We start from the raw sequence: 25,632 nt of genomic DNA, 5'->3' as shown, positions 1-25,632 counted from the left end.
GTCTCGTTTCTTGTCTGTCAAAGCCGATAGACGCGCGTCGCCGTCGTCCTGAAGATCGCATCCTGCTGCTCCGCACTGAACGGGGCGGCGGCGTCGCGAAAGGCTGCGACGAGCTCGCGATAACTGGTCCACAATTTCTCGATCGGAAAATTGGAGCCGAACAGGCAGCGCTCGGCGCCGAAGATCGCGACGGTATCAGTGAGCACGGCGGCGATATGCGCGGGATCGTTGCGATGGATGAAGGTGCCGAGCCCGGACAGTTTCGAGACCACGTTCGGACAACTCGCGAGCCGGGCCATCCCGGCGCGCCAGGCCGCCCGTCCAGCCGGCGAGAGATCCTCGAGCATGCCGGCATGCTGGAGGATGAAGGTCACGCCGGGACAGGATTCGGCCAGCTGCGCAGCATCCGGCATCTGCGGCGTGAACACCTGCAAATCGAAGCTCCAGCCGTAATCGGAAAGACGTGCGACATTGCGACGGATCGTCGGGTCGGTGCAGAGATCCGGACGCGCTGCGAAGCGATAGAGCGGGTTCTCGTGCCAATGCAGCTGCATGCGCACCCCGCGCAGTAGCGGATAACGATTGAGGCGGTCGAGCTGCGGACGGACGTCCTCGGCCGCGAAATTGGCGTAGGCAACGATGGCGTGCGGCCAGCCATGTTCGTCGGAGGTACGCTGTACCCACGCTGCTTCCTCCTCAAAATGCTCGGGCGCCCAATTGGTCTGCACATAGACGGAACGGGTGACGTCGCTGTCCTTGAGATCGTCGAGATATTCCTGGATCGGATAATCGCGCCGGATTGGCTCGTACGGTCCGAAGATGCGGGGCTGCATGGGACCGGTCAGCCAGGGCAGATCGGCCTGCCGCCAGATGTGATGATGGCCGTCGACAATCTTGCTCACGCAGCTCTCCTTCCCAGTGCCAGGACGTGGGCGACGATCGATGCGCTCGACCCGCCGTCCACGAGATCGTCGACGAAGCGTTCGATCGCGACCAGCGCTTCTGTCTGCGGACGGAACGCGGGGCCTGTCGCGAGCGGCGTCAGCCAGCTCAGGCGCCAGGCCCGCCGCGATAGTTTCGCGACAGCGTCGCGAAGGGCGTCCGGCTCTCCACGCTCGAGCCCGTCGGAGATGATGATCACAGCGGCGCCGCGGGCGTAGCCGCCGAACCGCGGGACCGCCAGGAACGCTTGCAGCGCGTCGCCGATCCGAGTGCCGCCGTCCCAGTCGCTGACCAGATGTGCCGCGGCGCTCAGCGCCTGCTCGCGCCGTTTCAGACGCAGTGCACGCGTGACACGGGTCAGCCGCGTGCCGAAGGTGAAGACCTCGACATTGGGCGCGGCCTGCACCAGCGCATGCGCAAGCTTCATATTCTCCTCGGTGCGGCTTTTCATCGAGCCGGAGACGTCGATCAGCAGCAACACCTTGCGCGGCCGTTGCCGCCGCTTCATGTGGCCGAGCCGCAGGATCTCGCCGTCGCTGCGGACAGAGTCGCGTAAGGTGCGGCGGAGGTCGGCAAAGGGGCCGCGGCGCGCCCGCATGCGGCGGTGCCCGCGCCGCCGCGGCAGGCGCCGCGGGGCCTCGCGTGCCAGGCGTCGGAGGGCATCGGTCGTGGATAGCTGCACGAAGCGGCGCTCGACCAGCACCTCAGTGCGCGATGCAGTCAGGCCGGATTCGTTGGCCTCGTCGGAGAGCAGGGGCTCCTCGTCGCCGCGACCTTCCTCCTGCAGACGGACGGTCTCGTCGTCCTCGCCGTCGTCGGCACGCTCGATCGCCTCGCTGCCGCGGAAATGCAGGTCGAACAGCCGATCGAAGGTGGCGCGGCGCTCGGGCGGAGGGGCGAGGGTGGCGAGCGCAGATTGCTTGATGTCCTCGAGCTTGCGCGGTCCGAGCAGCGCGATCGCGGCGAGGAACGCGGTGGTCTGCTCCGGCGCGACGGCGAAGCCGTTGGCGCGCAGCAGGGCGACGAAGGAAACAAAGGTGCGGGCAGCGCGCGGGAGCTGCGGCTCGTTTCTCATGCGGTCGCCTCCGCGAGCATGGCATCGATCCGCGGCGCGATGAAGTGCAGGTCCTCTTCGTCCTTCAGCGCCACGCCGATCGAGCGTTTGAAGGCATCAGGCCAGCGCGCGCCGCCCTTGTTGAGGAGGGTCGCGGCCTCGGCCCAGTCGACGGCTTCGGCGATGCCGGGGGCCTTGCTCAGCGGTTCACGCCGCAATCTCTCGACGGCCGCGACGACGGCGCGGGCCGTGGTTTCGGCGACGCTGGAGGCGCGCATCATGATGATGCGTGCCTCGCGCTCCGCCGTCGGATAATCGATCCAGTGATAGACGCAGCGGCGGCGCAAGGCTTCGTGCAGATCGCGGGTCCGGTTCGAGGTGAGCACGACCACCGGCCGCTCGGCCGCGCGGACCGTGCCGCGCTCGGGAATCGAGATCTGGAAGTCGGAGAGGAATTCGAGCAGGAAGGCCTCGAACTCCTGATCGGCGCGGTCGATTTCATCGATCAGGAGCACGGTGGAATCAGGTGCGCGCAGGGCCGCCAGCATCGGCCGCTCGATCAAGAACGTCTCGCCATAGATGTCGATGCTCTCGTCCCCGGCCTGACGGATCGCCAGCATCTGGCGTGGATAGTTCCACTCATAGAGCGCGGCAGAGGCGTCGATGCCCTCGTAGCATTGCAGGCGGATCAGGCGGCGGCCGAGCACGGCGGCGATGGCTTTGGCGGCCTCCGTCTTGCCGACGCCGGGCGCGCCTTCGAGCAGCAGCGGCTTGCCGAGCGCGAGGCCGAGATAGGCGGCGGTCGCGAGCCCTTCGTCGGCGAGATAATAGGCCGCCCGCAGCGCCCGCTCCAGCGCCTCCGGGCTGTCGATGCCGACGATGTTGCTGCGAACCGCCACGGCCGATCCTCTAACGCCGCGCCTGCGGCCGCGCGCCGCCTTGGGCCTTGATCGCGCGCAGCACTTTCTCGGGCGTGATCGGCAGGTCGTCGATCCGCACGCCGACCGCGTTGAAGATCGCATTCGCCACCGCGGGCAGCACCGGATTGGCGCACATCTCGCCAGGGCCTTTTCCCCCGAACGGACCGTCAGGGGCGGGGCGCTCCAGCACGGCGATATCATGCGGACAGATGTCGCCGGGACCGGGCATCAGATATTCGACGAAGTCGCGGGGCCCGTGGACAGGATCGGGATAGTACGGCTCCGGCGTCTCGTAGAGGGCGTGGCTGACGCCCATCCAAGCGCCGCCGACCAGCTGCTGCTCGACGAGGCGCGGATTGAGCGCACGGCCGAGCTCGTAAGCCGAGTCCATCCGGACCATCGCGACCTCGCCGGTCTCATCGTCCACCTCGACCTCGGCGACAAGGCAGGCATGGGCATAGCAGGTTGCCGGCGACATCTCGCCCGTTTCAGGGTCGACGTTGGAGAGCGGCACCAGGAAGATGCCTCGGCCGGAGATGGTCTTGCCCTGTTTGAACTGCGCGGCAATGGCCACGTCCTTTGTCGAGATCGAGCGGTGCGGCGCGCCTTTGACATGGATGTTGCCGCGCCCGTCGGTCTCGAGATCGGCGGCGTTGACCTCGAGCTCCTCGGCGGCGGCCTCCATCATCACGCCGCGCGCCTCGCGCGCCGCAGCCATCACGGCGTTGCCGACGCGATGGGTGCCGCGGGAGGCGAACGAGCCCATGCAATGCGGGCCGGTGTCGGAATCCGCGGTGTCGACATAGACGTCCTCGACCGGCACGCCGAGCGTCTCCGCGCAGATCTGCCGCGTCACCGATTTCATGCCCTGGCCGAGGTCGATCGACGACAGCGCTACGGTGAACTTGCCGCTGGGATTGGAATGCACCAGCGCCTGGCTCGGATCGCCGCCGAGATTCATGCCGATGGGATAATTGATCGACGCCATCCCGCGTCCGCGATGCCGGGTCATTTAGCGCCTCCTGGTGCCGAAGACGGAGGAGAAACGGGTGGCGCCGTGCGACGGCGCGGCCGGGCGCGGCGCGGGAGGAGGCGGCGCGGGAGGAGGCGGCGCGGGAGGAGGCGGCGCCGGCGGCGGTGGCTCGCGCGGTGGCTCCCGTGTCGCCGTCATCGGGGCGCGGTCATAGCTCGTTCGCTGCTGCGCAGGCGCAGCGGGCCGGCTGCGCGAATCCGTCGGTGTGGGCGGGATCACGGCGCGGCTGCCGCCGCCGTCCTTGCGCGAGGAGGCGCGCCTGAACTCGTCGCGGATTGGCCATTTGGCTTTTTCCGCCGCAACCTGGACGCACTCGATCAGAGCCGTGTTCTTGGCTTCGCGCCGGTGCGCCTTCATGTCGCCGTCGCGATAGGCGTTCAGGATCCGGAACTCCATCGGGTCCACGCCGACGAGGTTTGCGAGCTTGTCCATCTGACATTCGATGGCGAAGTCCATCGCAGTGACGCCGAAGCCGCGCATGGCGGTCGCCGGCGTGCGGTTGGTGAAGACGCAATAGACGTCGCCATAGACGTTCGGGATGGTGTAGGGGCCCGGCAGGTGCGCGGCGCATTTCACGGCGGCATAGCTCGACAGCCGCGTATAGGCGCCGCTGTCGAAATAGGCGCGGATCTTGCGGGCGACGATGCGGCCGTCGCGCATCACGCCGTCCTTGATGTAGATGCGCTCGGCGCCGCGCGGCGGGCCGTATTGCATCTCCTCCTCGCGACCGAACACGTAGCGCACCGGGCGCCCTGTCAGCATGGCGCCGAGGATCGCGAGCGGTTCGGTCAAGGTATCGACCTTGCCGCCAAAGCCGCCGCCGACCGTGCCGCCGATGAAGTGGAAGGTGTTGGAGGGCACGTCCAAAATCTTGGCGCAGGTGTCGACCGAGAAGAACAACGCCTGCGTCGAGGTGTAGACGATGTAGCGGCCGTTGGTGTCGGGTGCGGCGATGGCGCCGTTCGTCTCGGTCGGCGCGTGCTCGATCGGCGACATCTGGTAGCGCTGCTCGAGCACGTGGTCGGCGGCCGCGAGCGCCGCATCGGCATCGCCAAAGCGCAGGCGCTGGTGATCATAGACGTCGTGATAGATGAAGGCGTTCTTCGGATAGGTCTCGTTGACCACAGGGGCGCCGGGCTTCAGCGCGTCCTCGACGTCGAACACGGTCGGCAGCGGCTCGTAGTCGATCTTGATCTTTGCGATCGCCTCGAACGCCTCGCGCTCGCTGTCGGCGACGATGGCGAGAATCGGCTCGCCCTTGTAGCGGACCTTGTCGACCGCCAGCGACGGCTCGTCATCCTTGCCGAAGTTGATCAGGCTGAGCAGCGTGTTGAGATTGCGCGGCACGTCCGCGCCGCGGATGATCCGGCGCACGCCGGCCGAGCGCTCGGCCTCGGTGGTATCGATGCGGCGCAGCCTTGCATGGGCCTGGGTCGAACGCACGACCTTCAGGTGCAGCATGCCCTGCAGCTTGTGGTCGTTGAAATAGCTGGACGTGCCCGTGATGTGGCCGAGCATGTCCTGACGCTGCGTGCCCTTGCCGATCTCCTTGAGATTGTCGTCGCGCTCGTCGGCGAAGATGTCCTTGCGCAGTTCCAGCATGGTCTGACCTCAGGCGCTTGCCCGGCCGCCCGCGGCGGCGAGGATGGCATTGATGATCGGCTCGTAGCCGGTGCAGCGGCAGATATTGCCGGAAATCGCCTCGATCACGTCGGCGCGGCTTGGGGCGGGATTGCGGTCGAGCAGCGCCTTTGCGGCCATCAGCATGCCCGGCGTGCAATAGCCGCACTGGGCGGCGAAATTGTCGGCAAAGGCGCGCTGCAGCGGATGCAGGTTCGGGCCTTGCTTCATGCCGTCGAGCGTCTCGACCGAGCGGCCCGCGACCGTCTCGGCGAGCGTCAGGCAGGAGAGGTGAAGCTCGCCATCGATCAGCACGCTGCATGTGCCGCAGCCACCCTGGCCGCAGCCGAATTTCGGCGTCATGTCGCCGATCAGCTCGCGCAGCGCGACGAGCAGGTTGGTGCCGCCGTCGACGAAGATCGCGACGTCGCGGCCGTTGTGGCGAAACTGCAGAGGGATTTTTGTCATGGCGAGCTATTCCTGTCCCGACAGCAGGCGCCGCAGATGCACGCCGACGATCTCGCGGCGATACCAGGCGCTGCCGAGCGCGTTGTCTGAGGGCGATGTTCCTTCTGTGGCGGCAGAGGCCGCAGCTGCGATGGTCGCCGCATCCAGCGAGCGGCCCTCCAGCGCGCGCTCGGCGGCGCGAGCGCGGATCTGGGTCGGCGCCATCGAGCCTAGCGCAATCCGTGCACCCGCGATCCGTCCGCCGCTGACCGGCAGATGCGCGGCAAGCGTGATCACCGAGCCGCCCTTCGGCTTGATGCGCGCGATCTTGCGATATCGGAACGCCTCGCTGCTTGCCGGCCGCGTGCAGGACACCGACAGCACCAAAGTTCCGGCCTGACGCTCGCGCCCCTGCAGAAACTCCTCGATCGGAATATCGCGCGAGCCGAAGCCGCCTTGCACGGCGACCGTGGCATCCAGCGCCAGCAGCGCCACGGTGAAATCGCCGTAAGGGTTCGGCGCGAACAGATTGCCGCCGACCGTGCCCATGTTGCGCACGGCGGGACCGCCGATCGATCGGGCAGGCGCATGCAGGAAGGCGAGGTCGCGCTCGGCGAGCACGCGCGCGAAGGTGATTCCGGCACCGAGCGTGATGCGCGGACCGGACGCATCGATCCGGGTCAGCGCCTGGTCCTGCGCCCGGACGATCGTCGAGATCGAGACGTCGCCTTCGTTCAGCGCCCGCATCACCAGCGTGCCGCCGCCGAGATAGCGCGCGCTCCGGTCCGACGACAGCGCGCCAGCCGCCTCGCTCGCATTCGTAAAGGTCTTTACCGTCACGGCCATGGCTTAAGCGGCCTCCTTCAGATGGCGGCGGATCGCTTCGAATCCGGCCTGATAGATGTCTTCCGCGACCATGTGGGTGATGCGGTCCTTGTCCTCCGGCTTCGTCGTGAACCGCGATTCCCAGTGCCAGAAGGTGCGGTCACCGTCGGTCACCGGCAGCAGCCGGACATGCGCGACGTAGTTGAACATCGGGACCGGCGTATCGAGCAGGCAATAGCTGAAGGTCTGTTCCAGGTCGGACAGTGCCAGCAGCTGCTCTCGGAGCTCCGAGCCGTCATTCAGCTTGAACCGTCGCACGCAGCCGATCTTGTCGGCGGATTGCGCGCGTTCGATGGAGGAGGTCGCAACCGCCGGGTGCCAGCGGTCGTGCCCGTTGAAATCGCGCAGCACGTCCCACACCGCGTCCGTCGGTGCGTTCAGGATCGTGCTCTTGACGATATGCGGCACGGCTAGCCTCCGAACACGCGTTTCAGGGCGTCGAAACCGCCCTGAAACACGCCGCCGCCGATGTTGTTGACGAGCTCGGTTTCACGTTCCGGCGCGCAGTCGAATTCCGCGGTCCATTCCACAAAGGTCTGGTCGCCGTCGGTGACGGGCGTCAGGCGCAGGGTGGCGACGTAGTTCTCGACGCCCATCGGCGATTCCAGGATCGAGTAGGTGCAGAACATGTCGTAATCGGAGAGGCCGAGCAGCTTCTCGCGGATGCGGTCGCCGTTGCGCAGGCGGAAATCCCGGACACAGCCGATCTTGTCGGCGGGCTCGCCGCCCTCGATCCGGCTTTCGGCTATGGCCGGATGCCAGTTCGGCAGGCCATTGAAATCGCGCACCCGCGCCCAGACGCGGTCGTTGCGGGCGTTGACGACGGTGGAGACGTAGACGCGGGCCATTGCTTAAGACCTCAGCTCTTCTTCCGTGGCCCGCGCTCGGCGGGCGGCTCGCCGCCCTCAGTCGCAGGCGGAGCGGCGGCCGGCTTGTCACCACCGCCACCACCTCCGCCGCCGCCCTTGCGCGCGGCCTCCTTGATGCCCTGCATGTCACGGGCCTCGCGGATCAGTCCCGGCATCTTGGCCAGGCTGCCGCCTTCGACGCCGATGTCGGACAGGATGGAGTCGATCAGCGGCGCCTGGACGCGGTAGCGCAGCGCCGAGTCGATCACCTCGTCGGTGGCGCTGCGGCCGCCATTGCCGTTGCCGTGGCCGTTGCCGTTGAGGCCGTCGACCTGGAGGATGCGGATGCCTTCGATCTTCTCCATCGGCTTGACGCTCTCGCGCACGATGCCCTCGATGCGGTCGAGCAGCTTTCTGCGGAACAGCGAGTAGCGTGCCTGGTCGGTCAGCACGTTCTCGGCTTCGTTCAGCATGCGTTGCGCTTCGGCTTCGACCGCGGCGCGCACGCGCTCGGCTTCGGCGGCGATGCGGGTCTCTTCGGCCTGCTTCTCCGCCAGCAGAACCTCGACGGTCTTGCGCCGTTTGGCGATCTCGCTCTCGCGGGCGGTGACGACGCGCTCGGCGGCTTCGGTCGCCCGGATCCGCGCCTCCTCGGCGGCTGCGCGCGCGGCCGACTCCTCCAGCGACTTCTGATGGATGGCGATGGCCTTCTCCATCAGCACCGTCTCGACGTCCTTCTCACGATTGACCTCGAGCTTGCGCAGCTCGCGCTCGCGGCCGATGCGGGCCTCGTCGAGGCCGCGGTCGGAGGCGATGCGGGCACGCTCGACTTCCTCGCGCGCAGCTATCTCGGCCTCCTGGAGCGACTGGACGCGGGCGACCTCGAGCTGCTCGATGGCGCGGCGCCGCTCGATGCGGGCGGCCTCCAGCGCCTGCTCGCGCGAAACGTCGGTGGTCTCGACCTCCTTGCGCGCCACGATCTCGGCCTGCCGGACCTGGCGGTCGGCGTCGATCCGCTCGGACTTCTTGGTCGACAGCGCGATGACGCGGTCCTCGTCCGCGATCTCGATCGCCTTCTTCTGCTCGATGTTGAGCACTTCGCGCTTCTTGGAGGAATTGATGCGCTCGGCCTCGAGCGCCAGGTCGACCGTGATGCGCTGCCGCTCGATGGCGTCGCGCCGCTTCAGCTCGGCCGCCTCGAGGACGCCGGTCCGCTCGATTTCGAGCGCGCGCGTCTCCCGTTCGGCCTGGATGCGCTCGGCCGCAACCGCCTTTTCCTGGGCGATGCGGGCCGCCTCGATCGCCTCGCGCGAGGCGATGTCAGCTTCCTCGACGGCGCGGTTGCGGGCGATCTCCAGGGAGCGCACGCGCTCCTCCTGGGCGATGCGCGAGGCTTCCGTGGTCTCGCGCGCCGCAATGCCGGCGACATCGAGCGCCTGGTTGCGCTCGATCTCCAGCTGCCGCGTGCTCTGCTCGGCGGCGATGCGCTCGGCGGCGAGCGTCCGCTCTCGGGCGATGCGGGCGGCCTCGACCGCGCGCTGCGCTTCGATCTCGGCCTCCTGGATGGTCCGCACCTGCTGGATTTCCAGCGCGCGGGTGCGCTCGTCCGAGGAGATACGCTCGACATTGACGATCAGCGTCTGGGCGATGCGCGCCTTTTCGGTGGCCTCGCGTGCGGCAATCTCGGCCTCGTCGACCGCGCGCGTCCGCTCGATCTCGCGGCGCCGCGTCTCTTCCTCGTTGGCGATGCGGGCGTCGGTGACGACGCGGTCCTGCTGGATGCGGGCTTTCTCGATTGCCTCGCGCGCGGCGATCTCGGCTTCCTCGACTGTGCGCATCCGCTCGATCTCGCGCTGGCGGACTTCGCGTTCCGAAGCGATGCGTGTGGTATCGATCGAGCGCTGGTTGGCGATCCTTGTCTTCTCGATCTCCTCGCGCGCCAGCAGCTCCTTCTCCTCGATCGTGCGGGTCCGTTCGATCTCCTTCTGGCGGGTCTCGCGCTCGGAGGCGATGCGGGCCTCGGCGATCGCTTGCTCATTGGCGATGCGGGCGCGCTCGATGGCTTCGCGGGCGGAAATCTGTGCTTGTTCGGCCTCGGTCTCGCGCAGGGCCCGCTCGCGGGCGACTTCGGTGCGCTGAAGCGCGCGGCGCATCTCGATGTCGCGTTCCTGCTCCAGGCGTGCGGTCTCGCTCTCGCGCTCGATCTCCAGCGCCTGCCGCTCGGCTTCCAGGTTGCGGGAGCGGATCTTGATCATCGAATCCTGCTCGATGTCGTTGCGCAGCTTCCGCCTGGCCTCGATGTCCTCCATCAACCGCGTCAGGCCTTCGGCGTCGAAGCGGTTCGAAGGGTTGAAGAACTCGAGATCGGTCTGGTCGAGATCGGTGATCGCAACCGATTCCAGCTCGAGGCCGTTTTGGGCGAGAGCTTCCGCCGCTTCGGTCTTGACCCGCGCGACGTAGTCGCCGCGACGCTCGTGCATCTCCTCCATGGTCATCTCGGAAGCGACCGAGCGGATCGCGGAGATGAACTTGCCGGCGAGAAGCGCGTGGAGCTGCCCGGGTTCCAGGGTGCGGCGGCCGAGTGTCGCAGCGGCAATCGAGACGGCCTCCCGGGTCGGCTGCACGCGGACATAGAAGTCGGCCTCGATGTCGACGCGCATGCGGTCGCGGGTGATCACGGCATCCTGCTTCGAACGCACGATGCCCATCGGCAGCACGTTCATGTTGACGGGGGTGTAGTCGTGGATGAACGGCAGCACGAAGGCGCCGCCATTGATCACCACGCGTTCGCCGAGGAAGCCGGTGCGGACGAACGAGGTCTCCTTGGAGGAGCGGTGGTACAGCCAGTTCACGATATAGACGCCAACCACGATTACGATGATCGCGACGATCAGCCAGAGGATCAATTCACCGACCAACATCCCTGACATCTTTCCCTCCCTCGAACCAATCAGGCCTTATCGCGCGCCGATCGCCTTGAATTGCCGCACCTGTTCCGTCAGCGCCCGCTCCACCGGCAGCCGCTCCATCGAGGACGCCCCGTAGAAGCCGTGGCAATGACGGGTGTTCTTCATGATGAAATCGGCGTCCGCGGGATCGGCGATCGGGCCGCCATGCGCCAGCACCAGGATGTCCGGATTGACGCTGAGCGCGGCGCTGGCCCAGGTGTCGATCCGCGCCGGGCAGTCCTTGAGCCTCAAGGCGGTTTGCGCACCGATCGTGCCGCCGGTCGTCAGGCCCATGTGGCAGACGATGATGTCAGCGCCGGCGATCGCCATCGCCGCCGCTTCCTTCTCGCTGAACACGTAGGGCGTGGTCAGCATGTCCTTGTCGTGTGCCTTGGCGATCATGTCGATCTCGAGCGCGTAGGACATGCCGGTCTCTTCGAGATTGGCGCGGAAGGTACCGTCGATCAGGCCGACGGTCGGAAAGTTCTGGACGCCGGCAAACCCGAGCGCCTTCAGCTGGTCGAGAAAGACGTCCATGTCGCGGAAGGGATCGGTGCCGTTGACGCCCGCCAGCACCGGGGTCTGGCCGACCACGGGGAGCACTTCGTTCGCCATTTCCAGCACGATGGCGTTGGCATCGCCATACGCCATCAGGCCCGCGAGCGAGCCGCGCCCGGCCATGCGATAGCGGCCGGAATTGTAGATGACGATGAGGTCGACGCCGCCGGCTTCCTCGCATTTGGCTGAGAGCCCGGTGCCGGCGCCGCCGCCGACGATCGGCTCGCCGCGCCTTGCCATGTCGCGAAACTTTTTCAGCAGCGCCGCGCGTTCAAACCTGGCCATCGGTCACCTCGCGAGTCTCCGCCGCACACCGGTCCGCCCGAACAGGTTTCGGAACGCACTGACGATGGCGGCGGCGAAATCGGGATCGTTGATGTTCTTGGGGATGCGAATGAGCTGGCGGTTGCCGGTCTGCCGCACGGTCCGCTCCAATGTGCGGAACAGCGCGGCGTCGGCATCCGGATCCCAGAACGGCTGACCTCGCGCGTCGAGGGCCGAGACGCCGCCCTCGGGCAGGAAGAAACGCACCGGGCCATCCATCTGGTTGAGCCGCTCGCCGATCCAGCGGCCCATGCGCTCGTTCTCTTCCGCCGTCGTCCGCATCAACGTCACCTGTGGATTGTGGACGTGGAATTTGCGGCCGCGATAGCGTTCGGGAATGGTGTCAGGCGCGCCGAAATTGACCATGTCGAGTGCGCCGACCGAGCCGACATAGGGCAGGCGGCTGCGGATGATCGCGCCAAAGCGGTCCTCGGCGGCGGGAAATACGCCGCCCATCATGAGGTCACAGATCTCGGTCGTGGTGAGGTCGATGACGCCGGCGAGCTGACCGGATTCGACGAGCTTCTCCATGGACCGGCCGCCGATGCCGGTGGCGTGAAAGACCAGGCATTCGAAATCATCGCGCAGCTCGGCCGCGATCTTCTGCACGGCCGGCGTGGTAACGCCGAACATGGTGATGCCGATTGCGGGCAGCCCGCGGGCTTCGCGCGCCGTTGCGGCACGCGTGTCGAGCCGCGCCTTGACCATGCCGGCGAGCGCATTGGCCCCGTTGGCGAGCACCGCGCGCGAGATCGAGTTCAGCCCCTGCACGTCGGTGACGGAGTACATCATGGTGATGTCTGCCGGGCCGACATAGGGCCCGACATCGCCGGAGGCGACGGAGGAAATGATCAGCTTGGGCACGCCCACTGGGAGCGCGCGCATGCCCGGGGCGACCAGCGAGGCCGCGCCCGAGCCTCCGGCGGAGATCACGCCGGCGACATTGCCCTGGCGCCGCAGCCAATTCGCGAACGCATCGGCCATCGCGGTGACGGCGGCACCACGGTCGGTGCCGAACACGGCGGAGCCGCCGCGGCCGTGGTTCAGGGCGATCTCCTGCGCGGAGACATCGCAGGAGGAATGCTTGCCGCTGGTCGAGACGTCGACCAACCGCGTGCGCAGGCCGCTTTCGGCTATGATGTCGCGGATGTAGCGCAGCTCCTGGCCCTTGGTATCGAGCGTGCCGACGACCAGCACCACCGGCGGGCCCGAAGCCTGCGCCGGCACCGGTTCGTGCTTGCGCCGCGCCGTCTCGTCGAGCCGGGCGACCTGCGTCGAGAGCGTCCGCGCCGCGGCCTCGATGCGGGCGATCGGCACCGGTTGCGACCATCGCGTCGGCAGCGTCGGATTGGAGATGTAGATGCGTACAGGCCCGTCGCGCCGTGGCGCCGGCGCCGGCTTCGTTTCAGCGCCGGATGCGGCGATTTCGATATCCGGTTCGAGCTCCGCATGAAGCCCGACGCCGAGCAGGCGCTGCTGCAGCTCGCGATCGGCGGCAAGGCGCGCGGAGTCGATGATGCGGTTGATGCGGCCGTTGACCATGATCGCGACGTTGCGCGAGATCGCGGTGGCGACGCCGATGTTCTGCTCGATCACGAGCACGGACATGTCGCCGTCTTCGCCCAGCCGCAGCAGCATCTCCTCGACCTGCGCGACGATGACGGGAGCGAGGCCTTCGGTCGGCTCGTCCATGATGAGCAAATGCGGATTGGTGAGCAGCGCGCGCGAGATCGCCAGCATCTGCTGCTCGCCGCCGGAGAGCTGGCCGCCGCCGTGGCCCTTGCGCTCGGCGAGGCGCGGGAATGTGTCGTAGATGCGCTCGACGGTCCAGACGCCCGAACGCAGACCGCCGGCGAGCTGCAGATGCTCGTCGACGCTGAGCGAGCGCCAGAGGCGGCGTCCTTGCGGCACGTAGCCGACGCCGAGCCGGGCGATCTGGGCCGGCGGCCGCCGCGTGACATTCTCGCCGCGCACGCGGATCGAGCCGCCGCTCACGCCGACGAGCCCCATGATCGCCTTGCACAGCGTGGTCTTGCCCATGCCGTTGCGGCCGACGACTGAGAACACGCCGCTCTCCAACGTGAGATCGACGCCTTGCAGCGCATGCGAGTGGCCGTAATAGACGTCGAGGCCGCGAACCTCGAGCGCCGGATTGCTGCGGCGGATCTCATTCATGGCCGCCTCCGAGATAGAGCTCCTGCACTTCAGGGTCGGACTGGATCTCTTCCGGCAGGCCTTCCTTGAAGACGCGGCCGTTGTGCATCATCGTGACGCTCTCGACGACGCGCAGCGCAACGTCCATGTCGTGCTCTATGATGATGTAGCCGATATGCGCGGGCAGGGAGGTCAGGATCTCGATCAGCTCGGCCCGTTCCGTCGGCGACAGACCCGCGGCCGGCTCGTCGAACAGCACGAAGCGCGGCGCACCGGCGAGCGCGAGCGCGATCTCGAGCTGGCGCTGCTGGCCGTGCGCGAGCTCGCCCACGCGCTGGTCCTTCACGGCGGACAGATGCACGGCCTGGATCAGGTTGTCGGCCGCATGCATCAATGCATCATTCTGTCCCGGACGCAGAAACGAGAAGCGTCCGCGCGAGACGCCGCGGCAGGCGAGATAGACGTTGTCCTGCACGGTGAGGCCGGGGAACAGCGCCGAAATCTGGTAGGTGCGGCGCAACCCGCGGCGGATACGCTCATAGGGCGGGAAATGCGTCACGTCCTCGCCGAAGAAGCGGATGGTGCCGGAGGAGGGCGGGAAGTCGCCCGTGATGCAGTTGAACAACGTGGTCTTGCCGGCACCGTTGGAGCCGAGTACGGCGCGCCGCTCGCCCGGTCGCACGGTGATGGTGACGTCGGTCAGCGCTGCGAGCGCGCCGAACAGCCGCGTCACGCCGCGCAGCTCCAGCGCGGCGCCGGCACCGACGGCGGAGAGGCGTTGGGCGACGCTATCCATGGCCGCGCCCTCCACCGGAGCGGCTCGCCTCGCGCCGTTGATGCTGACGCCAGCGCTGCCAGAGGCCGATGACGCCGTCCGAGGACCAGAACACGATGGCGAGGAAGCCGAGCCCGATCAGCAGGCGGAAGCGGTTGCCGTCGAGTCCGAGTCGGACCAGGAAGTCGAGCGCGAAGGTGCGCAGCAGCACGAAGATCAGCGCGCCGATGAAGGGCCCGATCGGGCGCGTGATGCCGCCGACGACGGCGATGATCAGCACGTCGATGCAGGCGCCGACGCTGACCGAACCCGGCGAGATCTGGCGATAGTTCCAGACCTGGAGCACGCCGGCCAGCGCGGCGACGAAAGACGCGAAAGCATAGGCCGCGACGCGGTGCGCATTGACGTTGAAGCCGAGCGCCGCCATGCGCCGCGGATTGTCGCGCACACCCTGGAGCGCCAGGCCGAACGGCGCGCGCGAGAGGTATTCGACCGCGAAATAGCAGAGCGCGGCGACCGCCAGCACGATGTAATAGAAGGGAATGTCGGCGCGCCAGTTCACGCCCCAGAAGTGTGGCGTGGCCACGGTGTTGATGCCGGTATGACCGTTGAAGATCGCCCAGTTCTGGTTGGTGAAATAGTAGAAGGCCGCTCCGATCGCGAGCGTGATCATGATGGTGTAGATGCCTTCGGTGCGCACCGCGAGCGCGCCGCCGAGCGTGCCGAAGGCGGTCGCCAGCGCGAGCGCCATCGGCACCGCGAGCCACCACGGCCAGCCCAGGCTGATATTGGGGTTGCCGCTGACGCCGAACACCGCGACCATGTAGGCCGAGAAGCCCGCGATGGTGAGCTGCATCAGGCTGACCATGCCGCCATAGCCGGCAAGAAACATCAGGCTCAGCGCCACGGTGCCGAGGATCAGCGTGCTCGCGAATATCTCGATCAGAAAAAAGCTGCTCGCGATCAGCGGCATGATCAGGAGAATGGCCGCGACGGCCCAGGCAACGGGGTTGTTGATCTCCGGCCATGTCCGGGCGGGGGGCTGCGCCTTGGTGGCGCGGCCTACGGCAACTGGGGCATCGTGGGCGAGCGACATCTCAGCGCCTCGCCAACAGGCCTTGCGGCCGGATCGCCAGCACCAGCACCATGATCAGGAAGGTCACGACGATGGCGTAGGTCGGGATGTAGACCGAGCCGAGCTGCTCGGCGAGGCCGATGATCAGCGCGCCGAGCGCGGCGCCCGGAATCGAGCCCATGCCGCCCACGATCACGACGACGAGGGACGCCAGCAGGAAACGGATGTCTTCGCCGGGCGACAATGACTGGAAGGTGCCGCCGACGACGCCAGCGATGCCGGCAAGCCCCGCGCCGAAGGCGAACACGCCGACGAAGACGAGCTGGATGCGCACGCCGGTCGCGGCGAGAATGTCGCGATCGTCGACGCCGGCGCGGATGATCATCCCGATCCGGGTGCGGTTGAGCGCGAGCCACATCGCGACGCCGATGACCACGGAGGCCACGAAGATCACGAGCCTGACGAGCGGATATCTGAGATAGACCGGCTCGCCCGAGGATTTGATCGCGGTCACCAGCGGCAGCTCGATGGGACCGATCAGCCATTTCGGGGTCTGGATCTGGTAGAAGTCGCCGCCGCAGGCCCATAGCATGAGATCGGCAAACACGATGGACAGCCCGATCGTCACCATGGTCTGCCTGAGATCCTGGCCCTCCATCCGGCGGAACACGATCACCTGCAGCAGCACGCCGACGACAGCGGTCAGGACGAAGGCGACGATGAAGCCGAGGATCCACGAGCCGGACGATGTGCTGATGGCATAACCGATATAGCCGCCGAACAGGTAGAGCGAGCCGTGCGCGAGGTTGACGTTGCGCATCAGGCCGAAGATCAGCGTGAAGCCGCTGGCGACCAGGAAGTAGAGACCACCGAGCGTGATGCCGTTGAAGACCGCGTTGAGGAAGACGCGCTTCCGGCCGATCGCCTCTTCCAGCCCCGGCGGCCAGACTGCGAAGATCAGCCAGAGCGCGACCGCAATCGCGATGATCGTAATCAGCGCCCAGGCCGGATGGCGTTCGACGAAGCGGTTCATGGCTTCACCTCGCCCCGCTTGCGGGGAGAGGTCGACGCGTAGCGCCGGGTGAGGGGGACTCTCCGCAAGCCAAACTGCCGCCGCACTTGCGGAGACTCCTCCTCACCCAGACCCTCTCCCCGCAAGCGGGGCGAGGGGGCATGCAAGCCGTTGCCGGCTGCTGGCCCTGCCATGAGCGAACGTCCTCCCGTCACGCGCGATCCTCTTTTCCGGGATCGCGTTGCCGGCATCCTAGCCAAGCGGCGAGGGCGACATTTGATCGTGAGTATCTTTTCGTGGCCTGCGCTCAGGCGCGCAAAACCTTGGCGGCGCGACGATAATCGGTCGGGGCCATCCCGACATTGGCGGCAAAAAAGCGCGTGAAACCGCTCTGCGAGGAGAAGCCGAGATCGAAGCCGATGTCGGCGATCGGTACCTCGCTCGCCACCAGCGCTTCGAGCGCCTGTTCCATGATCAGCGTGTTGAGATAGAGGTTCGGGGTGACGCCGGTCTGCACGCGGAACAGCCGGTAGAAATGCGGTCGCGACAGGCCGGACTCGCGCGCGATGGCGTCGAGCTCGATTTCAGCGCCGGGGCTCTCCGACATCATCTTGATGCACTTGCGCACGCGAAAGTCGGTGACGGCGCCGCCTGCGCGCGCATCGCGCGCGATCTCGGCCTGCTGCCAGCTTTCGTCGTAGCAGATGTCGATCAGCCGCCTCAGCTCGGAATCGAGACTGGAGAGCGATGGTGCGCCGCACACGAGCGCGGCGGTCCGCCTGATGTGCTTGTCGAGTGCTGGCGTGCGCTTGAACTGGGTGCGGCCGAAGCGCAACCGGTCGGAGCCGGAGGCATCCGGCGCAAACCATTCGGCGTTGACGTAGAGCACGAAGAAGATCGCGCCGCCGTCGAGATCGGTCGGCAGGAAGTTGTGCGGTTCCCAGGGATTGACGGCGACGACCGACGTCTCGGTGAGATCGTAATGCCCGTCGGAGACATCGATGCATGCCGACATGCCGCCGACATGGAAGATCAGATGACCTTCGCGATGGGCGTGGATATTGAAAGGCCGGTTCAACTGATAAACCGTCGCCCGGCCGAAGCGGCCATGGAAGACGGCGAGCGCACGGCTCATGCCTTCCCCTCCCGAATGTTCTTGTCTTTTCGGCCAGCCTTCAACAACACCGCCGAGATTGCAAGAGCGGAGAGCGACCGCGTCAGCGAGTCGCTCCCCGGTTGCGTCTGCCTGACGTGATGCGTCAGTACTTCTTACATTCCGGCACGGTGCGGCTCGGCAGCCCGATCTTGGAGAACACGGCCGGGTCGTAGCCGAGCGTCTGGTTCACGTTCGGGATCACCTTCACGACCTTGCTGAACAGCGCGCCCTTGCCGTCGTCGACGACTTCGGTGACGAAGTTGGTGCCGATCGCCTGGCGGTTGGAGTCGAGCTTGATCTTGCCGTTCGGTGCGTCGAGCTCGATCTTCGCCAGTGCTTCCTTGTACTTGGCCTGGTTGTTGGAGAGATCGCCGTTGACCTGACGCAGTGCGAGGATCAGCGCCATGGTTGAATTATAGTAGTTGGTGGCGAGCAGCGACGGGCTTGGGAAGCGCTTGTTGGGCGGGAAGGCGTCTTGATAGGCCTTCACGAATTTCTGCCAGCCCGGATCCTCCCAGGTGTCGGCCTGTCCGCTCGCCGCGATGGTTCCGATCAGCGCGTTCTTGGCGTTGCCCTTCGACGACAGGATCGTCTGGTCGATCATGATGGAACCGCCCATCAGATGCGCCTTGCCGCCGGCCTGCTGATACTGGTTGAGGAAGTTGACGGCGTCGGCGCCGCCAAGCCCGAGATAGATGGCATCGACGTCGTCGGGCAGGGCAGCGATGACGGAGGCGAAGTCCTTCGTTCCCAGCGGCACCCATTGCCGGTTGGTGACCTGTCCGCCCATGCCGCAGAACTCGAGCACCAGCCCGAACACCTGGGTATAGATGAAGGAATAGTCCTCGCCGACGGTCGCGATCTTGCGATACTTCTTCTCTTCATAGGCGTATTTGCCGAGGCCGATCTGCCACTGCGCGCCGTCCATGTTGTAGCGGAAGAAGTTCGGTGCCGGGTCGACATAGGTCGTTTCCTGCGCACCGGATGCGGCATTGATGAACGTCAGCCCGGGATGGCTCTTGGCAAAATTCTTGACCGCGATGCCTTCGTCGCCGGAGAGCGGCGACAGCAGGATCTGTACCTTGTCCTGCTCGATCAGCTTGCGCACGGCGCGCACGGCGGAGTCCGGCGTTGCATCGGTCGAAGCCACGATGAATTCGAGTTCCTTGTCGCCGACCTTCTTGCCGAGCACGTTGAGCGCGGTCTGGTGGCCGCGCATGCCGTCCTCGCCGAGCACCGTGTAGGTGCCCTCGAGCGTTGCGGTCACGCCCACCTTGATCTTTTCCTGGGCGATCGCCGCGCCCGAAAGAAACAGGCTGCTCAACGCGAGCAGTCCGATGCTGCATTTCGACATGTGCTCCTCCCTGTGTCATCGCTTGTTGCCGCGACGAACCGTATGATGCCCGTGGCTCTCGAAGCCCGCGGCTTTGGAGGAAAGCTAACCGAAGTCGGATGCGCTGCACCCATCGCGGCCTCGTTCGGCTTGACCGGTAGTCTCATTTTTGAATGTTGCGGCGCGAGTGATTTTCGCGGTGCAGCAGGACGCCGCGCTAGCTGTAATCTTCGCCGAGAAACTGGTTGATCGCATCGAACGCCTGCAGACGGTTCTTCTCCAGCAGAACCATGTGCGTGCCTTCGCCAATCTCGACCCATCGCCGGTAGGGCGCATGCGTCAGCGAAAGGAAGAAGTTCTGCGCCGAGGCGATAGGAACGTCCTGGTCCCATTCCGCGTGGACCAGGAGCACGGGCACGCGAATGTCGGCGGCGTCATAGAGCCTCTTGCCAGCGGCCCAGTATTCGCGGATGTCCAGGATCGGGCCGTTGACGGCACGCATGATGGCAGGCGTTTGCGCGCTGCCTAGCGGGTCCGTGGCGAGCGAGATGTTGGCCCAGAGCTCGAAGCCGCCCGCCGGGATCAAGCTCGATCGTGCCGCTTCCGGCGCAGCCGAAAGCCAGCGCTCCCTGAAGTCCAGCACCGGAACGTTGCGATAGCCGCCGAGGCGCCCGCCAGCATCGATCGGAGCTGGGCCCTGCAGCACCCAAAGCGGCGCGACCAGCGCGAGCTTGACGACCTTGTCGTTGTTGCCTGCGGTGTAAGCGCCGGCCACCGAGCCGCCCCAGGACATTGCAACCAGATTGAGGCGAGCGATCCTGCGCTGCTTCAGGATGTGCGCGACGGCGCTGGCGAGGTCGCGCACGCCGGCCTCGGTGCGCACGAGCGGTTCGGACTGCTCCGGCGGCGCGTCCATCTCGGACGGGCGGGTCGACTGGCCATAGCCGCGCACGTCGAGCGCGAAGACGTCGTAGCCATGGCCGGCGAGATGATCCATGAACGAGAGGCCGCCGAGCGGCGTATCGAAAAGGCTTCCCGATGAATAGGTCGCGCCGTGCATCATCAGGATGGTTCGCTCGGCGGAGAAGGTCTCGAGCGCCGCGGGACGCTTGTTGCGCAGGTGAAGCGAAATTCCGGCCGTGTCGCTCGGGATCATGAGATCCTCGACTACGATCTTGGGCCTGTCGACGCGCGCGCTGGCGTGCTGATTCATGATCGTTCTCCGTTCAGACGAATTGCCAGGTGAAGCGTCCTCCGGTGCGGCTGACGCGGCCGACCGATGACTGTGCGAAATGGGTGGTGAAGATGATTGAGCCCCGCTCGGCAGCGTCCTCCAGCACGAAGGCGCGCGAGCGCAACGCGGCTTCCGGGAATTCGCAGAAGCAGGAATTGAGCGAAGGCTCATACACCTGGAGCGGGTGGTGCATCACGTCTCCGGCGAACAGCGCCTCTTCGCCGCGTGAGACGAGGCGGATGGAGGCGTGATCGACGCTGTGGCCGGGCGTCGGGACGAACGAGATGCCCTCGATGGCCTCGCTCCCGTCCACAGCGATGAGCCTGGCAAGTCCGGCCTCGATCACCGGCCGGACGCTGTCGTCATAGACACGGTCGGCCGGCTTGCGCAGCGCGGGGCCGAGGGCCGGGGCCGGGCGGGCCGCTCCGGTCGGCTCTGTGCCCGTCGCGAGGCTCTCGCCATAGGCCTGCTCGATCGCGGAGAAGACGTAGGTCGCATTCGGGAAGGTCGGGACCCAGCGTCCCTCGACGAGACGGGTGTTCCAGCCGACGTGATCGGCGTGCACGTGGGTGAGCAGCACGTAGTCGACCTGCTCCGGCGTGACGCCCGCTGCGGCCAGCCGTGCCAGGAACGGTTCGTTGAGCCGGTGAAGCGGCGGAATCTCCGGCCGGTTCTTGTCGTTGCCGGTGGCCGTGTCGATCAGGATCGTGTGGTGCGGTGTCCTGACCAGCCAGCTGTGAATGCTCTGGATGAAGGTGCCGGTCGCAGCATCGAACGAGCCCGCTTCCAACTCGTCGCGATTGCGCTCCAGCGCCTCTGGCTCGCCTCCCGGATAGAGCGCGTCGAACTTGAATGCGGCAAGCCGCAGCTCGTCGATCCGCGTGACGGATGCTTCGCCGACCTGATAGGTCTTGGCCGCGTGAATCATCAAGATGTCCTCCACTGGACCGCGGCGTAGGGCTGGTTGCCCGGGCCGCGGTGACGGTGAGGTACGAAGCGCGCCAGGCCTTGGGGAGAGTCGCGGGCTCGATAGGTCCCATCGACATTGTCGATATCGGAAAGGACGCTGGCCCAGCTTTTCACGCCGCCGTTTTGGCCCTAACCCTCGTATCGCGGCTCGTCGCGGTCGCGACATGCCCCAGACGGAGGTGCCACCGATGCAGGATGCGGAACACGGCCGGGGTCGGCCGGCCGATGATAACGATCTCGCCGAGATCGACCTCGGTCTGTTGCTGGCTCTGGAGGCTCTCCTGCGCGAGCGGAACGTGACGCGCGCGGCCTCCCGGCTCAATATCGGGCAGCCTGCGCTCTCGGCGCGGCTGAACCGGTTGCGGCAGATCTTTGCCGATCCGCTGTTCGTGCCCGCGGCGAGCGGGCGCGGCGTCGTGCCGACGACGAGGGCGGTGGAGCTGCAGACGGCGCTTGCGGACGTGCTCGGCAAGCTTCGTCGCATGGTGGAGGGGCCGGCTGAGTTCGACCCCGCCAAGAGCCAGCGTACCTTCGTCGTTGCCATCCACGAGAATCCGGCCGTGACGCTGGCGCCCGGCCTGGTCGCGCGCTTGACCGCGATGGCTGGGCGGGCGCGGCTCGCCCTCGTTCACCCCGCGCGCGATGTCGTGGATCAGCTCGAAAGGGGAGAGATCGACATCCTGGTGACGGGCGCCGACCGCGCACATGGCGAGCTGATGCAGCGGCCGCTGTTCGAAGACGGCTTCCTGTCCGCACAGCGCAAGGGTCATCCCCGCGGCATCGGTCCGCTCGATCTCGACAGCTTTTGCGCGCTCGACCATCTGCTGATCTCCGCCGATGGCGGCGGTTTCTCGGGCCTGGTCGACGACGCGCTGGCGGTGCTCGGCCGCTCCCGGCGCGTCGCCGTCTCGATTCAGACCTATGCGCTGGCGCCGGTCATCCTTGCGCACAGCGACTGCATCTGCACCCTTCCGCGGCGCTTCCTGATCCGCTTCGCCCACGAGCTCGATCTCACGCCACCGCCGCTCGATCTGCCGCCCGCTCGCATCGTCGCGCTGTGGCATCCGCGCAATCAGGAGGACAAAGGCCACGCCTGGCTTCGCGAGTGCCTATACCAGGCGGCTGCCGCTTGATCGCGACGTGCCCTCACGTGGGGAGGAGCGGCGCTGTCAGGTTGTAAGTTCTGATTTCTGGAATGAAGTCGGCCAGCTTGCATTCGTTGCGTCCGGTATGCCGCCTGCCGCCTTCCTGAGCTGCGTGCCGAGATGGGCAGGTGCCTCGAAGTATCACCGGATCGCCATTACCGCCGGCTTTCGCCCCTTGTATCCTTGCTCGATGCCGAGCGCAGGAGAGCGCATGATGCGCCGGGCCTGACGACCGGCGGCAAGCCGGTAGCGAGCCCCCGGCTGGCCACTGACGTTGCCGGCGGGCGATCGCCCGAGAAGCCAGCTGGCAATCCATTGATTGCACATCCGGACCTACCCCCCACGCTGACGATTGACAGCGAATTATTACATGTCTAAAAATATGCAAATTCATATAATCCGTGAGATGCCTGAATGGACGTGCATCCGCTCAAGCTCAAGGTCAGGTCGTATGTCGCGGAGACGCCGTTCATACGGAGCCTTGTGTTTGGTGTGGAGGACGGCGTCGTGCCGCAATGGCAGGCAGGCGCGCATCTCCGCGTCGCGCTCCCGAATGGCGGAGACCGGCCGTACTCGCTGATGGCGTTGCCGGGACTTCCTGAAGATGCGCTGGCGCTTGGTGTCCTGCGCGAGGAGGCTTCGAGCGGCGGCTCGCAGTTCATGCACGCGCTCAAGGTCGGCGACGTCGTGAAAGCGAGCGCGCCGGTCAACAATTTTCGCCTGCACGAGGGAGCAGCGCCGGCGCTGCTGTTCGCCGGCGGCATCGGCATCACGCCCGTTCTGTCGATGGCGGCGGAACTGGCGGCGCGGGGAAGCTCATATCGCCTGCACTATGCCGGGCGCACGCAAGGATTGCTGGCGTTCCTGCCGCAATTGCAGGAGATCTGCGCCGGAGGGCTGTCCGTCCACTACGACAGCGATGAATCCCGCCTCGACATTGCCGCGGCGCTCGGCGATGCCGCAGCAAACGCCCACGTCTATGTCTGTGGCCCTTCGGGCATGATCGACGCGGTGAAGGCCGCTGCGGCCGCCGCCGGCGTGTCAACCGATCGCGTTCATTACGAGCTCTTCAAGTCCGAGCAGCCGTCATCGCCTGACCAGCCGTTCGAGGTCGAGATCAAGTCGACCGGGCAGGTTGTCGGCGTTGCTGCCGGGCAGACCATCATCGAGGCGCTGGAGGCGGCTGGTTTCGACGTGCTCTACGACTGCCGGCGCGGCGATTGCGGCATCTGCCAGTGCGGCGTGATCGCGGGACTCCCCGATCATCGCGACGTCATCCTCAGCGACGAGGAGAGGGCGTCCAACAAGGTCATGCAGATCTGCGTGTCACGCGCGAAGTCGGAACGACTGGTGCTGGATCTCTAGGGGAGACGAGGGACGCCATGAAAAGATACGGCGGGAATGCCCACGCGATTGCGGCGCTGGTGCGCGAGGCCGAGGTGCATCGCGACGTCTATGTCGACCCCGAGATCTTCGATCTCGAGATGGAGCATCTGTTTCCCAACAGCTGGGTCTATGTCGGCCACGCCAGTCAACTTGCAAAACCCGGCGATTTCATCACCGCCAATATCGGCCGGCAGCCGGTCATGGCCAGCCGCCATACCGACGGCTCCATCCATGTGTTCTACAATCGCTGCCCACACAAAGGCGTGAAGATCGCGTCCGAACCCTGCGGCAACACCGGAAAGTTCTTCCGCTGCCCTTATCACGCATGGTCTTTCAAGACCGACGGCTCGCTGCTCGCGATCCCGCTGAAGAAGGGCTACGAGGGCACCGGCTTCGGCGACACTCAGGCGAATGAGGGGTTGTCGAAGGTCAGGAACGTCGTCATCTACCGCGATTTTATCTTCGCTCGCCTGAGCGTTTCAGGCGTCTCCTTCGAGGATTATTTCGGCGAAAGTCTTTCGACCATCGACAACATGGTCGACCGATCGCCGGAGGGGGAGCTCGCAGTCCAGGCGACGCCGATCCGCTACATGCACACGTGCAATTGGAAGATGCTGGTCGAGAACCAGACCGACACCTGCCATCCGATGGTGGCGCATGAGAGCTCGGCCGGCACCGCGGTCAAGGTCTGGAAGCGCGAGCAGGGCGATTCCACGGAAACACCGATGGCGGTACAGCTCTACGGTCCCTTCATGAGCCCGTACGAGTTCTACGAGCAGAGCGGCATCCGGATCTGGCCGAACGGCCACGGCCACACCGGCGTCGCCAACTCCATCCATTCGAACTACTCTGATATCCCGGGCTATCTCGACCAGATGGTCGCAGCCTATGGCGAGCAGCGCGCGCATGAGATCCTTGGCGAGGTCAGGCACAACACCGTCTACTTCCCGAACATCATGGTGAAGGGCGCTGTCCAGATCCTGCGCAATTTCATCCCGATCGCGGTCGACAAGACGCTGGTCGAGAGCTGGGTCTATCGCCTGGTCGGCGCGCCCGACAAGCTCTACGAGCGCGCATTGATGTACAACCGCTTCATCAACGCGCCGACCTCGATCGTCGGCCACGACGACCTCGAAATGTACGAGCGGGCGCAGGAAGGACTGAAGTCCAACGGCAATCGATGGGTCAATCTGCGACGGCTCTACGACGGCCATGAAGAGCAGGACGTCACGGCGGTGATCAACGGCACGTCCGAGCGGCAGATGCGCAACCAGTTTCACGCCTGGGCGAAATTCATCACCATGGACATGGACAAGCGCATCGAGGCTGCGGAATGATCGGCGAGAAGACCATCACGGACTTCATCTATCGCGAGGCGGAGCTGCTCGACACCATGGAGTGGCAGGCCTGGCTCGATCTGTTTCACCCCGAAGGGCGTTATTGGATGCCGCTGGAATGGCAGCAGCAGGATCCGGTGCTGCAGCCGTCCCTGATGTACGAGGATCTGCTGCTCCTGAAGGTGCGGGTCGAGCGGCTCGCCGGCGAGCGCACCTTCAGCCAGAAGCCGAAGAGCCGTTGCCATCATCTGCTCCAGGCACCGCGGATCGTCGCGTGCGATCCTGCTGCCGGAATGTTCAAGGCCCGGACCTCCTACATCTACACCGAGACGCGCGGCGATATGCTGGAGCGCTATTCGGGATGGGCCTCGCACGAGCTCGTGCAGGTCGGCGATGCCCTGAAAATCAAGCTCAAGCGCGTCGATCTCGTCAATTTCGATGCGCCGTTCGGCAACATCCAGCTTTTCATGTGAGACT

General features: G+C 66.1%; 23 protein-coding genes. 4 read left to right on the top strand and 19 right to left on the bottom strand.

The genetic code is table 11. The annotated features are described in order from the left end of the window. Nucleotides 1-17: 17 nt before the first annotated feature. The 19 genes from I6F28_RS33275 to I6F28_RS33185 all read right to left on the bottom strand — a co-directional run bounded on the left by I6F28_RS33275 (nucleotide 18) and on the right by I6F28_RS33185 (nucleotide 21,246). Complete coding sequence (locus I6F28_RS33275) at nucleotides 18-902, bottom strand: amidohydrolase family protein (protein ID WP_225143110.1); 885 nt, start codon at nucleotides 900-902, stop codon at nucleotides 18-20. Next, complete coding sequence (locus tag I6F28_RS33270) at nucleotides 899-2,017, bottom strand: vWA domain-containing protein (protein ID WP_225143108.1); 1,119 nt, start codon at nucleotides 2,015-2,017, stop codon at nucleotides 899-901. Before I6F28_RS33270 ends, I6F28_RS33275 begins: the two co-directional genes overlap by 4 nt. Next, nucleotides 2,014-2,895, bottom strand: coding sequence for an AAA family ATPase (locus I6F28_RS33265; RefSeq protein ID WP_225143106.1), 882 nt, complete (start codon nucleotides 2,893-2,895; stop codon nucleotides 2,014-2,016). The genes I6F28_RS33270 and I6F28_RS33265 overlap by 4 nt, the downstream gene beginning before the upstream one ends. A 10-nt stretch (nucleotides 2,896-2,905) precedes the next feature. Continuing rightward, nucleotides 2,906-3,928: a xanthine dehydrogenase family protein molybdopterin-binding subunit gene (locus I6F28_RS33260; RefSeq protein ID WP_036013333.1), complete on the bottom strand. Its 1,023-nt coding sequence runs from the start codon at nucleotides 3,926-3,928 to the stop codon at nucleotides 2,906-2,908. Continuing rightward, a complete protein-coding gene (locus tag I6F28_RS33255; RefSeq protein ID WP_225143105.1) occupies nucleotides 3,929-5,551 on the bottom strand; it encodes a xanthine dehydrogenase family protein molybdopterin-binding subunit in 1,623 nt (540 codons plus the stop codon). It abuts the gene before it with no gap. Between the two features lie 9 nt (nucleotides 5,552-5,560). Beyond that, nucleotides 5,561-6,037, bottom strand: a complete 477-nt coding sequence (locus I6F28_RS33250; protein ID WP_036023772.1) for a (2Fe-2S)-binding protein — start codon at nucleotides 6,035-6,037, stop codon at nucleotides 5,561-5,563. Between the two features lie 6 nt (nucleotides 6,038-6,043). Further along, nucleotides 6,044-6,862 (bottom strand): FAD binding domain-containing protein, encoded by an 819-nt coding sequence (locus tag I6F28_RS33245; protein ID WP_225143103.1) that lies wholly within the window; start codon nucleotides 6,860-6,862, stop codon nucleotides 6,044-6,046. A 3-nt stretch (nucleotides 6,863-6,865) separates the two neighbouring features. Continuing rightward, nucleotides 6,866-7,309: an SRPBCC family protein gene (locus I6F28_RS33240; RefSeq protein WP_225125945.1), complete on the bottom strand. Its 444-nt coding sequence runs from the start codon at nucleotides 7,307-7,309 to the stop codon at nucleotides 6,866-6,868. A 2-nt stretch (nucleotides 7,310-7,311) separates the two neighbouring features. Beyond that, nucleotides 7,312-7,749, bottom strand: a complete 438-nt coding sequence (locus I6F28_RS33235) for an SRPBCC family protein (protein WP_194462973.1) — start codon at nucleotides 7,747-7,749, stop codon at nucleotides 7,312-7,314. 11 nt (nucleotides 7,750-7,760) lie between these two features. After that, nucleotides 7,761-10,679 carry a flotillin family protein gene (locus I6F28_RS33230; protein WP_225143101.1) on the bottom strand — a complete coding sequence of 973 codons (2,919 nt, stop codon included), beginning with the start codon at nucleotides 10,677-10,679 and terminating at the stop codon, nucleotides 7,761-7,763. 27 nt (nucleotides 10,680-10,706) lie between these two features. After that, nucleotides 10,707-11,540, bottom strand: coding sequence for a phosphoenolpyruvate hydrolase family protein (locus I6F28_RS33225; protein WP_225131401.1), 834 nt, complete (start codon nucleotides 11,538-11,540; stop codon nucleotides 10,707-10,709). A 3-nt stretch (nucleotides 11,541-11,543) separates the two neighbouring features. Next, entirely contained in the window at nucleotides 11,544-13,754 is a 2,211-nt protein-coding gene (locus I6F28_RS33220) for an ABC transporter permease (protein ID WP_225143099.1), read from the bottom strand. Beyond that, nucleotides 13,747-14,529, bottom strand: a complete 783-nt coding sequence (locus tag I6F28_RS33215; RefSeq protein WP_225143096.1) for an ABC transporter ATP-binding protein — start codon at nucleotides 14,527-14,529, stop codon at nucleotides 13,747-13,749. The genes I6F28_RS33220 and I6F28_RS33215 overlap by 8 nt, the downstream gene beginning before the upstream one ends. Then, on the bottom strand, nucleotides 14,522-15,604 hold the full coding sequence (locus tag I6F28_RS33210) for a branched-chain amino acid ABC transporter permease (protein ID WP_225143094.1): 1,083 nt from the start codon (nucleotides 15,602-15,604) through the stop codon (nucleotides 14,522-14,524). The genes I6F28_RS33215 and I6F28_RS33210 overlap by 8 nt, the downstream gene beginning before the upstream one ends. A 1-nt stretch (nucleotide 15,605) precedes the next feature. Beyond that, nucleotides 15,606-16,616 carry a branched-chain amino acid ABC transporter permease gene (locus I6F28_RS33205; protein WP_225143093.1) on the bottom strand — a complete coding sequence of 337 codons (1,011 nt, stop codon included), beginning with the start codon at nucleotides 16,614-16,616 and terminating at the stop codon, nucleotides 15,606-15,608. Nucleotides 16,617-16,902: 286 nt separating this feature from the next. Next, nucleotides 16,903-17,730, bottom strand: a complete 828-nt coding sequence (locus I6F28_RS33200) for a helix-turn-helix transcriptional regulator (protein WP_225143091.1) — start codon at nucleotides 17,728-17,730, stop codon at nucleotides 16,903-16,905. A 124-nt stretch (nucleotides 17,731-17,854) separates the two neighbouring features. Then, nucleotides 17,855-19,105, bottom strand: a complete 1,251-nt coding sequence (locus I6F28_RS33195; protein ID WP_036013367.1) for an ABC transporter substrate-binding protein — start codon at nucleotides 19,103-19,105, stop codon at nucleotides 17,855-17,857. A 196-nt stretch (nucleotides 19,106-19,301) separates the two neighbouring features. Further along, nucleotides 19,302-20,297: an alpha/beta hydrolase gene (locus I6F28_RS33190; protein ID WP_225143089.1), complete on the bottom strand. Its 996-nt coding sequence runs from the start codon at nucleotides 20,295-20,297 to the stop codon at nucleotides 19,302-19,304. Between the two features lie 13 nt (nucleotides 20,298-20,310). Further along, complete coding sequence (locus I6F28_RS33185) at nucleotides 20,311-21,246, bottom strand: MBL fold metallo-hydrolase (protein WP_225143165.1); 936 nt, start codon at nucleotides 21,244-21,246, stop codon at nucleotides 20,311-20,313. Between the two features lie 229 nt (nucleotides 21,247-21,475). On the opposite strand from I6F28_RS33185, the gene I6F28_RS33180 reads away from it, so the two are divergent. From I6F28_RS33180 to I6F28_RS33165, 4 genes are all read left to right on the top strand, one after another. Further along, nucleotides 21,476-22,420: a LysR family transcriptional regulator gene (locus I6F28_RS33180; RefSeq protein ID WP_225112747.1), complete on the top strand. Its 945-nt coding sequence runs from the start codon at nucleotides 21,476-21,478 to the stop codon at nucleotides 22,418-22,420. 426 nt (nucleotides 22,421-22,846) lie between these two features. Then, nucleotides 22,847-23,797, top strand: a complete 951-nt coding sequence (locus I6F28_RS33175) for a PDR/VanB family oxidoreductase (RefSeq protein WP_225143088.1) — start codon at nucleotides 22,847-22,849, stop codon at nucleotides 23,795-23,797. A gap of 17 nt (nucleotides 23,798-23,814) precedes the next feature. After that, complete coding sequence (locus I6F28_RS33170; protein WP_225143086.1) at nucleotides 23,815-25,155, top strand: aromatic ring-hydroxylating dioxygenase subunit alpha; 1,341 nt, start codon at nucleotides 23,815-23,817, stop codon at nucleotides 25,153-25,155. Further along, nucleotides 25,152-25,628, top strand: coding sequence for an aromatic-ring-hydroxylating dioxygenase subunit beta (locus I6F28_RS33165; protein ID WP_128262357.1), 477 nt, complete (start codon nucleotides 25,152-25,154; stop codon nucleotides 25,626-25,628). The genes I6F28_RS33170 and I6F28_RS33165 overlap by 4 nt, the downstream gene beginning before the upstream one ends. The last annotated feature ends 4 nt before the right edge of the window (nucleotides 25,629-25,632 follow it).

The organism is Bradyrhizobium sp. NBAIM14, from assembly GCF_020193895.1.
Taxonomy (GTDB): Bacteria; Pseudomonadota; Alphaproteobacteria; order Rhizobiales; family Xanthobacteraceae; genus Bradyrhizobium; species Bradyrhizobium yuanmingense.
The sequence above is the reverse complement of the archived record's forward strand: the minus strand, read 5'-3'. Positions and strand labels throughout refer to the sequence as shown.

What these genes read in the sequence shown, in the direction of transcription:
- I6F28_RS33270 (WP_225143108.1), bottom strand. Translation starts at nt 2,017, where the DNA reads ATGAGAAACGAGCCGCAGCTCCCGCGCGCTGCCCGCACCTTTGTTTCC.
- I6F28_RS33260 (WP_036013333.1), bottom strand. Translation starts at nt 3,928, where the DNA reads ATGACCCGGCATCGCGGACGCGGGATGGCGTCGATCAATTATCCCATC.
- I6F28_RS33255 (WP_225143105.1), bottom strand. Translation starts at nt 5,551, where the DNA reads ATGCTGGAACTGCGCAAGGACATCTTCGCCGACGAGCGCGACGACAAT.
- I6F28_RS33250 (WP_036023772.1), bottom strand. Translation starts at nt 6,037, where the DNA reads ATGACAAAAATCCCTCTGCAGTTTCGCCACAACGGCCGCGACGTCGCG.
- I6F28_RS33245 (WP_225143103.1), bottom strand. Translation starts at nt 6,862, where the DNA reads ATGGCCGTGACGGTAAAGACCTTTACGAATGCGAGCGAGGCGGCTGGC.
- I6F28_RS33235 (WP_194462973.1), bottom strand. Translation starts at nt 7,749, where the DNA reads ATGGCCCGCGTCTACGTCTCCACCGTCGTCAACGCCCGCAACGACCGC.
- I6F28_RS33230 (WP_225143101.1), bottom strand. Translation starts at nt 10,679, where the DNA reads ATGTCAGGGATGTTGGTCGGTGAATTGATCCTCTGGCTGATCGTCGCG.
- I6F28_RS33225 (WP_225131401.1), bottom strand. Translation starts at nt 11,540, where the DNA reads ATGGCCAGGTTTGAACGCGCGGCGCTGCTGAAAAAGTTTCGCGACATG.
- I6F28_RS33220 (WP_225143099.1), bottom strand. Translation starts at nt 13,754, where the DNA reads ATGAATGAGATCCGCCGCAGCAATCCGGCGCTCGAGGTTCGCGGCCTC.
- I6F28_RS33215 (WP_225143096.1), bottom strand. Translation starts at nt 14,529, where the DNA reads ATGGATAGCGTCGCCCAACGCCTCTCCGCCGTCGGTGCCGGCGCCGCG.
- I6F28_RS33210 (WP_225143094.1), bottom strand. Translation starts at nt 15,604, where the DNA reads ATGTCGCTCGCCCACGATGCCCCAGTTGCCGTAGGCCGCGCCACCAAG.
- I6F28_RS33205 (WP_225143093.1), bottom strand. Translation starts at nt 16,616, where the DNA reads ATGAACCGCTTCGTCGAACGCCATCCGGCCTGGGCGCTGATTACGATC.
- I6F28_RS33200 (WP_225143091.1), bottom strand. Translation starts at nt 17,730, where the DNA reads ATGAGCCGTGCGCTCGCCGTCTTCCATGGCCGCTTCGGCCGGGCGACG.
- I6F28_RS33195 (WP_036013367.1), bottom strand. Translation starts at nt 19,105, where the DNA reads ATGTCGAAATGCAGCATCGGACTGCTCGCGTTGAGCAGCCTGTTTCTT.
- I6F28_RS33190 (WP_225143089.1), bottom strand. Translation starts at nt 20,297, where the DNA reads ATGAATCAGCACGCCAGCGCGCGCGTCGACAGGCCCAAGATCGTAGTC.
- I6F28_RS33185 (WP_225143165.1), bottom strand. Translation starts at nt 21,246, where the DNA reads ATGATTCACGCGGCCAAGACCTATCAGGTCGGCGAAGCATCCGTCACG.
- I6F28_RS33180 (WP_225112747.1), top strand. Translation starts at nt 21,476, where the DNA reads ATGCAGGATGCGGAACACGGCCGGGGTCGGCCGGCCGATGATAACGAT.
- I6F28_RS33175 (WP_225143088.1), top strand. Translation starts at nt 22,847, where the DNA reads ATGGACGTGCATCCGCTCAAGCTCAAGGTCAGGTCGTATGTCGCGGAG.
- I6F28_RS33170 (WP_225143086.1), top strand. Translation starts at nt 23,815, where the DNA reads ATGAAAAGATACGGCGGGAATGCCCACGCGATTGCGGCGCTGGTGCGC.
- I6F28_RS33165 (WP_128262357.1), top strand. Translation starts at nt 25,152, where the DNA reads ATGATCGGCGAGAAGACCATCACGGACTTCATCTATCGCGAGGCGGAG.